The 15,306-nt window shown below is 63.7% G+C and carries 12 protein-coding genes; 7 read left to right on the top strand and 5 right to left on the bottom strand.

Features of this window, described 5'->3' with window-relative positions; genetic code table 11:
• Positions 1–4 precede the first annotated feature (4 nt).
• Complete coding sequence (locus J2R99_RS01625; protein ID WP_307154111.1) at positions 5–940, bottom strand: GlxA family transcriptional regulator; 936 nt, start codon at positions 938–940, stop codon at positions 5–7.
• A gap of 281 nt (positions 941–1,221) precedes the next feature.
• Here J2R99_RS01625 and J2R99_RS01620 point away from each other — a divergent pair, with 281 nt between their 5' ends.
• The 3 genes from J2R99_RS01620 (at position 1,222) to J2R99_RS01610 (ending at position 4,663) form a co-directional block, all read left to right on the top strand.
• Positions 1,222–2,892, top strand: coding sequence for a formate--tetrahydrofolate ligase (locus tag J2R99_RS01620; protein ID WP_307152760.1), 1,671 nt, complete (start codon positions 1,222–1,224; stop codon positions 2,890–2,892).
• An 82-nt stretch (positions 2,893–2,974) separates the two neighbouring features.
• Positions 2,975–3,733, top strand: coding sequence for an SDR family oxidoreductase (locus tag J2R99_RS01615; protein WP_307152759.1), 759 nt, complete (start codon positions 2,975–2,977; stop codon positions 3,731–3,733).
• A 237-nt stretch (positions 3,734–3,970) separates the two neighbouring features.
• On the top strand, positions 3,971–4,663 hold the full coding sequence (locus J2R99_RS01610) for a TetR family transcriptional regulator (RefSeq protein WP_307152758.1): 693 nt from the start codon (positions 3,971–3,973) through the stop codon (positions 4,661–4,663).
• On the opposite strand, the gene J2R99_RS01605 is transcribed toward J2R99_RS01610, so the two are convergent.
• The 4 genes from J2R99_RS01605 to J2R99_RS01590 form a co-directional block, all read right to left on the bottom strand.
• Positions 4,603–6,252 (bottom strand): tetratricopeptide repeat-containing sulfotransferase family protein, encoded by a 1,650-nt coding sequence (locus J2R99_RS01605; RefSeq protein WP_307152757.1) that lies wholly within the window; start codon positions 6,250–6,252, stop codon positions 4,603–4,605. The two genes, J2R99_RS01610 and J2R99_RS01605, sit on opposite strands and share 61 nt — an antisense overlap.
• A gap of 137 nt (positions 6,253–6,389) precedes the next feature.
• Entirely contained in the window at positions 6,390–7,937 is a 1,548-nt protein-coding gene (locus tag J2R99_RS01600) for a DHA2 family efflux MFS transporter permease subunit (RefSeq protein ID WP_307152756.1), read from the bottom strand.
• A 2-nt stretch (positions 7,938–7,939) separates the two neighbouring features.
• The gene (locus J2R99_RS01595; RefSeq protein WP_307152755.1) at positions 7,940–9,253 is read right to left on the bottom strand and encodes an HlyD family secretion protein; all 1,314 of its coding nucleotides are present in this window, start codon (positions 9,251–9,253) and stop codon (positions 7,940–7,942) included.
• A gap of 5 nt (positions 9,254–9,258) precedes the next feature.
• Positions 9,259–9,726 (bottom strand): MarR family winged helix-turn-helix transcriptional regulator, encoded by a 468-nt coding sequence (locus tag J2R99_RS01590; protein ID WP_307152754.1) that lies wholly within the window; start codon positions 9,724–9,726, stop codon positions 9,259–9,261.
• 160 nt (positions 9,727–9,886) lie between these two features.
• Here J2R99_RS01590 and J2R99_RS01585 point away from each other — a divergent pair, with 160 nt between their 5' ends.
• The 4 genes from J2R99_RS01585 to J2R99_RS01570 are packed head-to-tail and all read left to right on the top strand — an operon-like array spanning position 9,887 to position 15,265.
• A complete protein-coding gene (locus J2R99_RS01585) occupies positions 9,887–11,137 on the top strand; it encodes a sarcosine oxidase subunit beta family protein (RefSeq protein WP_307152753.1) in 1,251 nt (416 codons plus the stop codon).
• 12 nt (positions 11,138–11,149) lie between these two features.
• Positions 11,150–11,515, top strand: coding sequence for a sarcosine oxidase subunit delta (locus tag J2R99_RS01580; protein WP_307152752.1), 366 nt, complete (start codon positions 11,150–11,152; stop codon positions 11,513–11,515).
• Positions 11,515–14,577: a sarcosine oxidase subunit alpha family protein gene (locus J2R99_RS01575; RefSeq protein WP_307152751.1), complete on the top strand. Its 3,063-nt coding sequence runs from the start codon at positions 11,515–11,517 to the stop codon at positions 14,575–14,577. The genes J2R99_RS01580 and J2R99_RS01575 overlap by 1 nt, the downstream gene beginning before the upstream one ends.
• On the top strand, positions 14,570–15,265 hold the full coding sequence (locus J2R99_RS01570; RefSeq protein ID WP_307152750.1) for a sarcosine oxidase subunit gamma: 696 nt from the start codon (positions 14,570–14,572) through the stop codon (positions 15,263–15,265). The genes J2R99_RS01575 and J2R99_RS01570 overlap by 8 nt, the downstream gene beginning before the upstream one ends.
• Positions 15,266–15,306: the final 41 nt, after the last annotated feature.

Genomic DNA, 15,306 nt, shown 5'->3' with positions numbered 1-15,306 from the left:
CGGGCTACGCCATCGGCTTCTCGCGTCCGTGCCGTTCCTGCTGCGGCGAGCGGCCGTAGAGCTCGCGGTAGCATTTGGAAAAATGTGAGGCGGAGACGAAGCCGCAGGCGACGGCCACTTCTACGATCGGCACGTCCGACTGGATGAGGAGATGGCGCGCGCGGTCGAGCCGGATTTCCAGATAATAGCGCGCAGGAGAGCGCCCGAGATTGCGCCGGAAGAGCCGCTCGATCTGGCGTCGCGACAGGCCGGCGTAACGGGCGATGTCGAGCAGCGACAAGGGCTCGGCGACATTCGCCTCCATCAATTCGATGATGAAGAGAAGTTTTGAGTTCTGCAGGCCGAGGCGGGCGCGCAAGGGCAGGCGCTGGCGGTCTTGCGAGCCACGCATGCGGTCCGTCAGCGCCTGTTCGCAGACCTTGGTGACGGTGGTGTCGCCGAGATCGATGCCGATGCGATGCAGCATCATGTCGAGCGCAGCGGTGCCGCCGGCGCAGGTGGAGATGTTGTCGTCGACTTCGAAGAGATCGGCGTAGGCTTCGGCTTCGGGAAAGCGCTCCTGGAAAGCTGGCAGCGATTCCCAGTGGATGGCACAGCGCTTGCCGTCGAGAAGGCCGGCATCGGCGAGCACCCAGGCGCCGGTGTCGAGGGCGCCGATGCCGATTTTCTGGCGGTGGAGCGTGCCGAGCCAGCTGTTGAGCTCGCGGTTGTGGAAACGCTCCACGCCGAGCGAGCCGCAGACGAAGACGAAGTCCGGACGGTCGTCGGTGCGAGCCCGCTCCTTCGCTTCCTTGAGCGACATGTCGGCGTTCACCGCAATGCCGTTGGAGGCCGAAACCGGCGCGCCGTCGAGCGAAATCACACTCCACCGGTAAGACGCGTGGCCGCTCATCCGGTTGGCGATGCGCAAGGGCTCAACCGCCATGGCGAAGGCGAGCATGGTGAAGTTCGGCAGCAGGAAAAAGGCGTAGTGATGCGTCCGGTGCGCCGGTGAGACTGGCTTGTTCGGCTTTTCTTTCACCGACGGACCGTGCAATGGCACCTCCCACCGACCGAAAAGGTCGGGCGCCTATGTCGCAAACGGGCCATTGGCCCAGATTGGAAACGCTAGTAGGTCTTTGCTCGCGTGACAATGGCATGACGCGCCCGCCGGCGGCTTTCCTGTTTTTCGAGGCAAAGCCGTTTCGATCGAACGAGGCAGACAGGCAAAGGGGAAGACTTTTGAAGAGCGACATCGAGATTGCGCGGGCGGCTGCGCGCCGGCCAATCTGGGAGATCGGCGAAGGGCTCGGTATTCCGGCAGAATTTCTGGAGCCCTACGGCAACGACAAGGCCAAGGTCGCCACCCCTTTCATCGAATCCTTGCACGAGCGGCCAAACGGCAAGCTCATTCTCGTAACCGCCATCAGCCCGACGCCAGCCGGTGAAGGCAAGACGACGACCACCGTCGGCCTCGGCGATGGCATCAATCGCATCGGCAAGAAGGCCGTGATCTGCCTGCGCGAGCCCTCACTCGGCCCCTGCTTCGGCGTGAAAGGCGGCGCGGCCGGCGGCGGCCATGCGCAGATTGTGCCGATGGAGGACATCAACCTGCATTTTACAGGTGATTTCCACGCGATTTCGACGGCCCACAATCTCCTGGCGGCGATGATCGACAACCACATCCATTGGGGCAACGAGCAGGGCCTCGATCCGCGCCGCGTCACCTGGCGGCGTGTCATGGACATGAACGATCGGGCGCTGCGCGACATCGTCTGTTCGCTGGGCGGCGTGGCGAACGGCTATCCGCGCGAGACGGGCTTCGACATCACGGTTGCCTCGGAAGTCATGGCCATTCTCTGTCTGGCGGAGGATCTGGAAGATCTGGAGCGCCGGCTCGGCAACATCATCGTCGGCTATCGCCGCGACAAGAGTGCGGTGACGGCGCGTGACCTCAAAGCCGACGGGGCGATGGCGACGCTCCTGAAGCAGGCGGTGAAGCCGAACCTGGTGCAGACGCTGGAGAACAACCCGGCCTTCGTGCATGGGGGACCGTTTGCCAACATCGCCCATGGCTGCAATTCCGTCATCGCCACCAAGACGGCCTTGAAGCTCGCCGATTACGTGGTGACGGAAGCGGGCTTCGGCGCCGATCTCGGTGCCGAAAAGTTCTTCGACATCAAGTGCCGGATGGCGGGATTGAAGCCCGATGCGGTGGTGCTGGTGGCAACCATCAAGGCCTTGAAGATGAACGGTGGCGTGGCGAAGGAAGATCTGGGCCGCGAAGATGTGGCGGCCGTGGAGCGCGGCTGCGCCAATCTCGGCCGGCATCTTGAGAATATCGGCCAGTTCGGTGTGCCTGCGGTCGTCGCGATCAATCATTTCACGAGCGACACCGCGGCCGAGATCGATTTCGTCAAAGCCTATGTCGCCGAGCTCGGCGCCAAGGCGATCGTCGCCCGCCACTGGGAAGAAGGTTCGGCCGGTATCGAGGATTTGGCGCGCGAAGCCGTGGCGCTTGCCGATAGCGGCACGGCGAGTTTTTCGCCGCTCTACCCGGACGATCTTTCGCTCTTCAAGAAGATGGAGGCGGTCGTGCGGCGCATCTATCGCGGCGCGCATGTCGCCGCGAGCGAGGCCGTTCTCGCCCAGCTTGTCGAATGGGAAGAGAAAGGCTTCGGCCATCTCCCCGTATGCATGGCGAAGACGCAGTATTCCTTCTCCACCGATCCGCATCGCCGCGGCGCGCCGGCGGGTCATACCGTCCCCGTGCGCGAAGTGAGGCTGTCGGCCGGCGCAGGCTTCATCGTCGCCATCTGCGGGGAGATCATGACTATGCCCGGCCTGCCGAAGGAGCCCGCGGCAGAAAAGATCCGCCTGAACGCAGAAGGGTTGATCGAAGGTCTCTTTTGAAGCTTTTAAAGTGGCTGGTGCGGGCACCGCACCAGCCATCACAAAGAACGACAAGAAATGATCACTCAGGGAAGGAAACAGCATGGCGGAAGCCGCAAAGATCGCACTCGTCACCGGCGCCGGGTCCGGCATCGGCAGGGAAACCGCCACGGCGTTTTTGATGGCGGGTTGGAAGGTCGTGCTGACCGGCCGGCGTGAAGAGCCCTTGAAAGAAACGGTTGCACTTGCGGAAGCCGATGACGGTGACGCGCTGGTCGTTCCCGCCGACGTTGCCGATCCGGAATCCGTCGATGCGCTTTTTCGAAAGATCGAAGAGGCCTACGGCCGGCTCGATCTTCTTTTCAACAATGCCGGGGCGAACACGCCGGGTGCGCCGATCGACGAAATCCCGGTCGCGGAATGGAAGAAGGTCGTCGACATCAATCTGACCGGCTCCTTCCTGTGCGCACGCGGCGCCTTCGCCCTGATGCGGCGGCAGAAGCCGCAGGGCGGGCGCATCATCAACAACGGCTCGATCTCGGCCTATGCGCCGCGGCCGGGCAGTGTGCCTTATACCGCGTCGAAGCACGCCATTACCGGCCTGACCAAAACGCTTGCCCTCGATGGCCGGCCCTTCGATATCGCCTGCGGTCAGATCGATATCGGCAATGCAGGAACCGATATGGCGGCAGCCCAGGCAAAGGGGGTGCCCCAGGCGAACGGCAGTGTCGCCGTCGAGCCTCTGATGGATGCCCGCGAGGTGGCGGATGCCGTCCTGCACATGGCCTCGCTGCCTCTGTCCAGCAACATCCTCTTCATGACGGTGATGGCGACCAAGATGCCGTTCGTCGGCCGCGGCTGACCGATTTTACCGGGGGCATCCGAACCGATCGCGCTGTTCGGCAATCATCGCTGAGAGTCCCTGGTTCCGGCTGTGTCGGGGCCGGGAGTAAGTCTGTGTGCCGTCCGATTGCCGGTCGGATGATCCGCGCCCGAGCCGTCGATTTAGGGCGACGTGTCAGCGGGTTACTTTGTTCTCACATTTCTGTTATCAGATTGTACAAAAAGTATAAGTGGGAACAATAAAAGAGAGACAAGAATGCGTCGGACCAAGGCAGACGCACTCCAAACCCGCGAGGCCATCTTGCGGGCCGCGATGGAGGTGTTTTTTCAAGAGGGCGTGGCGAGGGCGACGCTTGCCCAGGTCGCCGCCGAGGCGGGGGTCACGCGCGGTGCGATCTACTGGCACTTTAAGAACAAGGCCGAGATTCTCGAGGCCATCCGGGACCGGCTTCGCCTCCTCGAAGACGACATCGTCGAAGCGGCGATGGCTCAGACGGACGGCGATATCCTGAACCGTCTTCATGGCGTCACCATCGATTCGCTTGCCCGGCTGGAGAACTGCGAGGAGACCCGCAAGGCCTACAGCATCATCATGTGCAAGTCGGAATCGACCGGTGAGATCGGCTGCATGATCGAGAAGTTCTACAAGGCCGGCAATGCGCTGCGCGATTGCGCCGGGGTCGCTTTCGAAGATGCGTCGCAGGGAGGATTGCTCCATCCCTCCTGGCGCCCGGACATCGCGGCGCGCGCCTACAACACGATGTTCTTTGGCTTGATCCATCAATGGCTGCGTTTCGGCCAACCCTTCGACATCGGTGAGGTCGGCCGCGAGGTGTTTGCCGCCCTGTTCAGCTCGTTTCGCTGTCCGAAGGCGTCAGGTGCCGCGGCTCAAGCCGCGCGCGAGCCGGCCTTCGTGTCGGAAAGGGCGGCTTCCAGCGGCTGCAGATAGGCTTCGTAAGCCCTCCAGGCCTCGACGCGCCGGGTATGCACGGGCTCGCGCACCTGAGCATGCGAGGCCGTCTGCGAAAGCCGGCCACTTTCGTGGAAGGCAAGGCAGCGCGGATCCCAGGAGAGACCGGCCGCATCGACGAGCTTCGGCGCGGCGTTTTCCGGGTCGCCGACGAGCTCTTCGTAGCGGCATTCGAACACCGTCTGCGGCAGCACTGCCGTGACATGCGCCGTAAGCTCTTCGTAGAGCCGGTAATAGTGCCCGAGGGTGGTGAGATCGCGCCGATAGGCGTGCCAATCCCCGAGATCGGTGGTGAAGCAGGAAAAGCAGGTCGCCATCGGATCGCGTTTGGCGTGAATGAAACGCGCCTTGGGGAAGAGGAGGGCGATCAGCCAGAGATGCAGAAAATTGTGTGGCGTCTTGTCGGTGATACGTGCGGCGGAGCCTGCGATCTGTTTCAGGCGCTCCAGGTAGACGGGTGCGATGCGCGAAAGCTGCGCCCCGTCCAGGCTTTGCAGATGTGAGGCGAGCTTTTCCGGCGGCACGGCGTTGCGCTCTCGCGTGAAGCGGATGCCGAGATCGGAGACTGCGCGCTGAAAGAAGGGGAGCTCGCCCGCCGCAGCCGCCTCCGGATGCGCGGTGACGATCTGCTCCATGAGGCTGGTGCCGGAGCGTGGCATGCCGAAGATCAGAACCGGCACCTCGCTGTCGTGGCCGAGGCTGCTGCGCTCGGAGAAGAAATCGGGCGTTACCGCCTCTTTGAAGGCCGCCACCATCTCGGCGAAATAGCCGATGTCGAAGTCTGGAAGCAGGCTGTTGCCGGCAGCCGCATGGGCGAAGGATTTCTCTTCCCGCTTCAGCCGCCGGTCGAGGCCGGAGAGGCCGAAATGCAGCATGCGTCTTTCGACCCGAGGGCACTTCGCGTCGTCCGCCATCGCCTCGATCGCAGCATATTCCGGCGGTTCTTCCTTGAAGCGGCCAGCTTCGAGGAGGCCAGCATAGACGACGGGCCGTTTGTCGCCGGAGGCGAGCATGTCCCGGTAAAGCTTCTCAGCGTCCTCGTTGCGCCCGCGGTAAAGCAAAAGACCCGCGAGCCTCAGCTTTGCCGTCGGGTCGCGCGGATTAAGTTCGGCCGCCCGGCGCAGCATCTCTTCCGCCTTGTCGGCGTCGCCGGCGCGCAGATAGGCGCTGCCAAGGGCAGACAGAAGCGCCGGCGCCTTGGGCGCGAGCGAAACGGCTTCCTTGAGCTGGCGGAGGGCGGCGCTGATATCGCCGCTTTCCAGATAGGCGAGGCCGAGAAGATGGCGCGGTTCCGGCTCCTTGCGCTTGGCGGCGACAGCCGTCTTCAACGGCTCGATCGCATCGGCCGGCCGGCCGATGCTGACGAAAATGCGTCCGATCGCGAAGTTGATCTGCGCGTCGCGGGGCAGGAGCGTCTGAGCCTGACGATAATGGGCAAGCGCCGCGTCGAGCCGTCCGGCGCGCTCAAAGCCCGCTCCCTTGGCGGCGACGGAGGCGGCCATGGCACGCTTTTCCTCCGGCGAGCGCCTCCGCTTGCCGTCGGTCGAATCCGGATTCCATACGTTCATGGATGTATGAACATACATTCGTGAATGGTTGTCAATCGACCGGCAAGGGCCCTCACGGGCTTTTTGGAAACCCTACGTTTCCCTCAGGATGACCGGTCAGAAAGGTCTTCAGGAAGACGGAAGCGGCTGGGGCCTTATCAGTCTGCGGCCACCATGCCGCCGCTGCCCATATGCGCCGGCTTGCGCATGAAGAGGATGAGCGGGAGCACGGCGAGCGTGATCAACATCATCAGTTTGAAGTCGTCGATATAGGCGATCATCATGGCCTGCTGATTGATGCTCTGGCTGAGGACGGCGAGTGCCGTCTCCCGGCTTGCACCGAGCGCATTCGCCGCCTGATCGAGCATCGGATTGAAGGGGGTGATATGCGCCCCGAGTTCGGCGTGGTTGATCTGGAGGTTGTGGGCGAGAACCGTTGTGACGACGGAAATGCCGACGCTTGAACCGATGTTGCGCAACAGGCTGAAAAGGCTTGCACCGTCCGTGCGGAAGCGCGGCTCCAGCGTCGCAAAGGCGACCGTGGAGAGAGGCACCATGACGAGCCCGAGCCCCAATCCCTGGATGATGCCGCTCGAGATGAGCAGATGGTTGTCCATGAGCGGGGTGAAGCTGCTCATCTGGTGCAGCGAATAGGCGGTGAGGCACAGGCCACAGAAGATCAGAATGCGCGGATCGACGCGCTGCACGAGCCGCCCGACGACGATCATCGAAATCATCGTGCCGACGCCGCGGGGGGCGAGCACGAGGCCTGTCGTGACCACCGGATAACCCATGATGTTCTGCAGCATCGGCGGCAGGAGGGCGAGTGCGGCGAGCAGGATCATGCCTACCATGAAGATCAGCACGAGGCCGGTGACGAGATTGCGGTCCTTGAAGATCTTGAGGTCGAGGAACGGATGCTCCGTGCTCAGCGCATGGATGACGAAAATCCACAGCCCCGAGATTGTCAGGCCGAGTTCGATCCAGATTTCCGGCGAGGAGAACCATTCCACCTGTTCTCCACGGTCGAGCAGCATCTGCAAGGCGCCGATGGCGATGGCGAGCATCGCAAAGCCGAAGAAATCAAAGCCGCGATGCCGGCGCTCCGTATCCGGAAGAAAGACCAGCATGCCGATGAAGGCGACGATGCCGACGGGCAGGTTCACGAAAAACACCCAGCGCCAGTCGAAGGTGTCCGTGAGCCAGCCGCCGAGCGTCGGGCCGATGATCGGGCCGATCATGATGCCGGCGCCCCAGATCGCCATCGCCTGGCCGTGCTTTTCCTTGGGATTGATGTCGAGAAGCACCGCCTGCGAGAGCGGCACGAGCGCGGCGCCGCACAACCCCTGCAGGATGCGGAAGACCACCATCATTTCGAGGCTGGTCGAAAGACCGCACAGCATGGAAGTCGCGGTGAAGCCGACGACGCTGCCGAGGAAGAGCTCGCGCGTGCCGTAGCGATCCGACAGCCAGCCTGTGACCGGCGTCATGATCGCGGCGGCGACGATGTAGGAGGTCAAGACCCAGGTGACCTGATCCTGCGTCGCGCCGAGGCTGCCGCGCATCGACGGCAGCGCCACATTGGCGATGGTCGTATCGAGGATCTGCATGATCGTCGCCAGCATGATGAACACCGTCACCATGGGGCGATTGATCTCGCGCGGCGCTGCGGGAGCCGCGCCGTCCTGGGTCGTGGAAGTGGTCATGGTCAGTGCTGCGTCACACCCTGCGCGGCAACGGTCTCATGCGCTTGCGCCGTGGCAGTGGGAAAATTGAAGCCGAGGAAGGCGAGACCCTTTTCGACGAAGTCGGGCAACTCCGGCGAGCGGCCGGTGTCGACGGTCGCGCTGACGCTCATGCCGGTACGCAGCAGCGCGTCGTCTGGCAGATCGGCAATGGCGATGCGCACAGGAATACGCTGCACCACCTTCACCCAGTTGCCGGTGGCGTTCTGAGCGGGCAGAAGCGAAAATTCCGAACCGGTGCCCGCGCCGACGCTCGCCACCCGGCCTTTCAGCGGATGGTCGGGGTAGGTGTCGACGTCGATTTCGACGGGCTGGCCCTCACGCATATAGGTGAGCTCGGTTTCCTTGTAATTCGCCTCAACCCATACCTCGTCGGTTTCAACGAGGCTCAGGACCGACGTGCCGGAGGTGACGTACTGGCCGACGCGCAACCGGTCCGTCTGGCTGACGATGCCGTTTGCCGGCGCCGTCACCACCGTGTGATTGAGGTCGAGCTCGGCCGCCTCCAGCTTTGCGAGTGCCTGCATGACTTCCGGATGCTCATCCGTCGCGATGTCCGGATTGCCGGCAAGCGCCGCCTTTGCGCTCATCACGCTCTGCTCGGCCGAACGGGCCTTCGCCTGCGCCTGCTGCAGATCGAGGCGCGCCTTGTCGAGGCCCGATTGCGAGACGAAACCGCGATCATGCAGCCGGTCCTGGCGGTTGAACGTGTCCTCGGCGAAGGTGAGGGACTGATCCGCCGACTCCTTATCGGCAAGCGCTGAGGCGTAAGCGGCTTTCATGCGCTCCACCTCGAGGCGGGCAGAGGCGACCGCTGCTTTCGCTTGATCGACGGCGACACGATACTGCGCGTCGTCGATGGCGAAGAGGAGATCGCCGGTCTTCACCGGCTGGTTCTCGCCGGCGCCGACTTTGACGATGCGCCCCGCGACTTCCGGCACGACATTGACCTTGTCCTGCTGGACATAGGCGTCTTCGGTCGAGATGTAGCGACCCGAGGTCAGCCAGAAATAGCCGCCGCCGATGGCAAGGACGAGCGGCAGCGCGATCATCAGCGCCACCCGCTTCTTGCGCGGGCGCTTCTTTTCAGGCTCGGGCTCGGGCGGGGTGGGGTTCTGCTCTCGTGTTTCCAAGGCTTCCAGCACCTCGCTGGAGCCTTCGTCTTCCTCGAGAGTCTCGTCATTGCCGTCTTGCGCAGGAACATGAACCTTGCGCGCCTCCGCGACGTCGTCGTCGGGGAAGAGCGGCTCCTCACGCGGCTTCAAATCTTCACTCATAGTCTTCAGGCTTCCACATGCTGACGCTGCGGTTCGGCTTCTTCCCCCGGCCGTTCCGACAGATTGCTGACAATTTGTTCAAGCGCGGTAAGCAGGGTCGCGCGTGTTCCCTCAGAGAGCCCGTTTTGTGCTTCCTCGAAGATTTCATTTGCGAGATTGCGCATGTCCGGCAAAAGCTCACGTCCCTTGTCGGTGATGTGCAGCGTGCGCACGCGCCGATCGTTCGGATCCGGCCGGCGTTCGATGAGGCCCGCGGTCTCCATGCGATCGACGTGACGGCAGACGGTGATCGGCTCCATGTCGAGAAGTGCCGCAAGGCCCGCCTGGTTGATGCCTTCGATCTTGGAAAGGCGCCCCAAGATGTGAAGTTGCGCCGCGGTCATGCCGAACTGCCGTGAACTCTGTTCGAAGCGCCGCCTGAGCAGGCGCGCCGCATCCGTAATCAGAAATCCGAGAGAGGTTTTGTGCTCCATGTTCGGGCATATAATAAGCGTGCTTATAATGTGCAAATGAAATGTTCGACAGGTACCTCATCCAAATGGCTTAGCCGGAGGATGTGAAAAGGGCGTAGAGCGACAATCGGACGTCGCTCGTGCATTTGCCCTTGAGGCCTGCGACGGCTAAACGGCTCTGATGCAGCGCTACAATGTCGTCCGCCTCATTCGCGAAGGCCTGAGCGGCCACAAGGGCTGGCAGCCCGCGTGGCGCAAAGCGGAGCCGAAACCCTCCTACGATGCGGTGATCATCGGCGGCGGCGGCCATGGGCTCGCGACCGCCTATTATCTCGCCAAACTCCACGGCATGACCAACATCGCCGTGGTGGAGAAGGGCTGGATCGGCGGCGGCAATTCCGGCCGCAACACCACCATCATCCGTTCCAACTATCTCTACGATGCTTCGGCCGCGCTTTATAATCACGCGCTGACCTTGTGGAAGGATCTGTCGCGCGAGCTCAACTACAACATCATGATGAGCCATCGCGGCGTTCTCAATCTCGCCCATGACGAGGGCGAGGCGCGCCAGTTGAAGCGTCGCGTGGAAGCGAACCGCTTGAACGGCGTCCAGGCCGAATGGCTGGAAGCCAAGGAAGTGAAGGCCTTTTGCCCGCCAATCTCGGTGGCGGCGGACGCCCGTTATCCGGTGATCGGCGCGACCCTGCAGCGCGACGGCGGTGTCAACCGGCACGATGCCGTGGTTTGGGGCTTTGCGCGAGCCGCCTCCGATATGGGTGTCGATATCATCGAGCAATGCGAGGTGACGGGCATCGACACGGAGAAGGGCGCCGTCACCGGCGTTCGTACGACGCGCGGCACGATCGCCACGGGAAAAGTCGCCTGTGTCACCGCCGGCCACACCTCGGTGATCGCCGGCATGCTCGGCCTGCGCCTGCCGATCGAAAGCCATCCGCTGCAGGCGCTCGTCTCAGAACCTTTGAAGCCGGTTCTGCCATGTGTCGTCATGTCGAATGCCGTGCATGTCTATATGAGCCAGTCCTCGAAAGGCGAGCTCGTCATCGGCGCCGGCATCGATCCGTATCTGTCCTATACGCAGCGCGGCTCCTTCGACATCATCGAACATCAGATGGCGGCGTTGATCGAGCTCTTCCCCTTCGTCTCGCGCGTCAGGATGATGCGCCAGTGGGGCGGCATCGTCGATGTCTGCCCGGACGCCTCGCCGATCATTTCCAAGACGGCGGTCAAAGGCTTCTATATCGACGGCGGCTGGGGCACCGGTGGCTGGAAGGCGACGCCGGGATCCGGTCACGCCATGGCCGATCTCGTCGCCAATGACGAGCCGAATGCGGTCGCCGCACCTTTCACGCTGGAGCGCTTTGTCACCGGCAACCTCGTGGCCGAGCACGGCGCGGCAGCCGTTGCGCACTAGAAGAGAGCCCCGATGTTTGTGATCTCCTGCCCCTATTGCGGCGCGCGCGACCAGTCCGAATTCTCCTATGGCGGCGAGGCGCATATCGCCCGGCCGGAATGGCGTGAGGATATGAGCGATGCCGAGTGGGCCGATTTCGTCTTCATGCGGTCGAACCCGAAAGGCGTTCTTGCCGAACGCTGGGTGCATTCCGCTGGCTGCCGCCGTTTCTTCAACATGCTGAGGAACACGGCAACCGACGAAATTCTTGCCGTCTACAAGATCGGCGAGACCGCCCCGGACGTGCAGGCGAACCTGCCCGAGACGCCGTGCGGGGAGGCGCCGATCGGCTCCGGCAATGATGCCGTCAAGGTGATGCAGCCGGGCGAGGCCGAGTGATGTCGAAGCAGCCGTTCCGCACGCCGCAGGGTGGGCTCGTCCAGCGTTCGCGCACCATCCGTTTCACCTATGACGGCATTTCCTATCATGGTCATCCGGGCGATACGCTCGCCTCGGCGCTGATCGCCAACGGCCGCCACATGGTGGCGCGGTCCTTCAAATATCACCGCCCGCGCGGCATCTATGCGGCAGGCTCCGCCGATCCGGCGGGGCTTGTCGCGATCGGCGTCGATTCCAAGCGCTTCGATCCCAACACCCGGGCCGCCGAACAGGAAATCTATGACGGCCTGGTGGCGAGCTCGCAGAATTGCTGGCCTTCTCTCGGCACGGATATCGGCGGCATCCTAGATCCGTTCTGGCGCTTCATGCCGGCCGGCTTCTACTACAAGACCTTCAAGGGCCCTCCGGGCACCTGGACGGCGCTGTTCGAGCCGCTGATCCGCGCCTTTGCCGGCCTCGGGCGTGCGCCGGAGGCGGGCGATCCCGACCGCTACGAGACCGTCAACCGCCATTGCGACGTCGTCGTCGTGGGTGCGGGTCCCGCCGGCCTGATGGCAGCGCTTGCCGCCGGACGCTCCGGCGCGCGTGTCATCCTGGTCGAAGAGACGGACCGGCTCGGCGGCTCCATCCTGTCGCGCGATCCCGAGAGATTGTCTCTGGGCGGTGTGCAGCCGGCGCAATGGGTGGCCGACATCCAGAACGAGCTCGCCGCGCTGCCAGAGGTGACGATCCTCACCCGCACCAACGCCTTCGGCTATTACGGCAACAATTTCCTCGGTCTTTGGGAGAAGGTCTCCGACCATCTGCCGAAGGAGAAGCGCCTCGGCCATCTGCCGCGCCAGCGCCTGTGGCGGGTGCGCGCGAAGGAGGTGGTGCTTGCGACCGGTGCGCTGGAGCGCCCGCTCGTGTTCCACGAGAACGACCGTCCGGGCATCATGCTCGCAAGTGCGGCCCGCACCTTCCTGCACCGTTACGGCGTGCTTGCCGGCAAAAGGCCCGCGATCTTCACCAACAACGATACCGGCTGGGTGACGGCCTTCGATCTGGCCCGCAACGGTGCGGAGATCGCCGGCATCATAGACGTGCGCTCCGATCTCTCCGGCGAGCATATGGCGGAGGCGGCACGTCTCGGCATCCCGATCCATGCGAGCTCGACGGTGGTCGCCACCTCTGGCCGCCACCGCGTCAATCAGGTCGAGGTGCGTCCGCTGCATCGCGATGGCAGCGTCGGCACGAGCTTCTCCCATATCGGTTGCGATCTTCTGGCGGTTGCCGGCGGCTTTGCGCCGAATGCCGCACTGTTTTCGCAGTCGCGTGGCAAGCTGCGCTACGATCCCGAGCTCGCCGCCTTCCGCCCCGGCCGCTCCTGGCAGAAAGAGCGTTCGGCCGGCGCCTGCAACGGCACCTATGCGCTCACCGACGTTTTGGCCGAAGGTGCGCGCGCCGGTGTGGAAGCGGCGGCGCAGGCGGGCTTCGATTCCGGCGATGTGACGGTTCCCGACGTCGATGGCGTGGAGCTCGGTCAGGGTCAGTTGAAGGTGATGCCGGAGATGCCCTCGCATTTGCCGCCGCATCGCCGCCGCGCCTGGATCGATCTTCAGGACGACGTCACCACCAAGGATCTGCGGCTCGCTCTGCAAGAGGGCTATCAGGCGGTGGAGCATGCCAAGCGCTACACCACCACGGGCATGGGCAACGACCAGGGCAAGATCGCCAATCTCAACGCCTTTGCCTTCATCGCCAACGAGCGTGGCGAGGAGCTGCCGGCCGTCGGCACGACGACATTCCGCCAACCCTATAAGCCGGTGACGTTTGCGGCCATCGCCGGCCAGCATGTCGGACCGCATTTCGCCCCGCGCCGGACGACGCCGATGCATGGCTGGCACCGCCGCCGCGGCGCCGTTTTCGAGCCCGTCGGCGATTGGCTGCGCCCGCGGGCCTATCCGCGCGAGGGGGAGGATTTCTTCCAGGCGGTGCAGCGCGAGGCGCGTGCGGCGCGCACCGAATGTGGTGTTCTCGACGCCTCGACGCTCGGCAAGATCGACGTGAAGGGGCCGGATGCGCGCGAGTTCCTGAACCGCGTCTACACCAATTCCTGGTCGAAGCTCGCCCCGGGGCGCTGCCGCTACGGGCTGATGCTCGGCGAAGACGGGATGGTCGCGGATGACGGTGTGACCGCCTGCATCGCCGACGATCACTTCCACATGACGACGACGACGGGCGGCGCGGCCTCAGTCCTCGCCAAGCTCGAGGATTATCTGCAGACGGAATGGCGGGACCTCAAAGTCTTCCTCACCTCCGTCACCGAACAATGGGCCGTCGCCTCGATCTGCGGACCGAAATCCCCGGCGCTGATCGCCGAGCTTCTCGACGATTTCGATGCCGATCCCGAGCGCTTCAAGTTCATGGATTGGCGCGAAGCGACCATGGGCGGCGTTCCGGTGCGCGTCTTCCGCATCTCGTTCACTGGCGAGACCTCCTACGAGATCAATATCCCGGCGACCCACGGGCGCTGGATGTGGCGCCAGATCATGGAGAAGGGCGCCAGACACGGCATCACGCCCTATGGCACGGAGGCGATGCATCTCCTGCGTGCGGAAAAGGGTTTTGTCATCGTCGGCCAGGATACCGACGGCACGGTCACGCCCGGCGATCTCAGAATGGATTGGATCGTCAAAAAGAGTGGCGATTTCATCGGCCGCCGCTCGCTGTTCCGCTCCGATACGGTGCGGACGGATCGCCGCCAGCTCGTCGGCATTTTGACGGAAGACCCCGATCTCGTTCTGGAAGAAGGTGCCCACCTCGTCGAGCGTCGAAACGAGCCCGAACCGCCGGTACCGGTGCTCGGCCATGTGACGTCGAGCTATTATAGCCCCAATATCGGCCGTTCGATCGCGCTTGCGCTCGTCTCCGGCGGTGGAGGACGGATTGGTGACCGGATTTTTGCCACGCGCGGTGGCGAGCCCACCGTGCCGGTGCGCGTGACGGAGATCGACTTCCTGGATTTGAAGGAAAAGGGCGCGCTGCCGCAGGCGGTACGTCGGGAGAGCGGCCATGGCTGAGAATGCGACGAAGTCGTCTGAAGGCTCAGCGCCGTCCGTCGGCCTGACGCCTCCGGAGAGGCGCACGCCGCTGGCTCTGCGCCAGCCCGTGGAAGGTGCTCCGGGAACACTTCGCCTGGCTGAATTGCCGTTTGCGGGGAAGTTCATTTTGCGGCTCGATCCGGCGAGCGGGAGCGAGGCGTTTCGCGAGGCGGCCGGTCTCGATCTGCCGGCCGCGCCGCTCATGTCCGTCGTCAACGGTGAACGGGTCGTCTTCTGGCTCGGACCCGACGAGTTCCTGCTGCTCGTGCCGGAAGCGGAGGCTGCGGCCTTCGCCGAGGCGGTTGAGAAAGGCCTTGCGGATCAGCATCACCAGCTCGTCGATGTCAGCGATTATTACACCGCGATCGAGATCTCCGGCCGCAAGGCACGCGAAGCCTTGATGAAGCTGACGACGCTCGATCTGCATCCCCGCGGCTTTCCGGTCGGGCATGTCGCGGGCTCCAATTTCGCGCGCGCCCAGGGCTGGCTGTGGCTGGAGCACGGAGAGGAGGAGACCGCACGCTTCCGCCTTTATGTGCGCTGGTCGATGGCGGAGTATCTTTGGTGCGTGCTCGCCGATGCCGGACGCGAATGGGGCGTGCCAGAGCAGGTTCCGGCAGCCGACGAAACTTTCCTCACCGAAAGCGTGCATTCGAAGAAAACGTGAGCGCCTTCGGCGCTATATCGTGATCGCAGCGGGGGGCAGGC

The organism is Rhodopseudomonas julia (assembly GCF_030813515.1).
Classification (GTDB): Bacteria; Pseudomonadota; Alphaproteobacteria; order Rhizobiales; family Afifellaceae; genus Afifella; species Afifella julia.
Note: the sequence above shows the minus strand (reverse complement) of the source record. Positions and strands in the feature narration are given on the sequence as shown.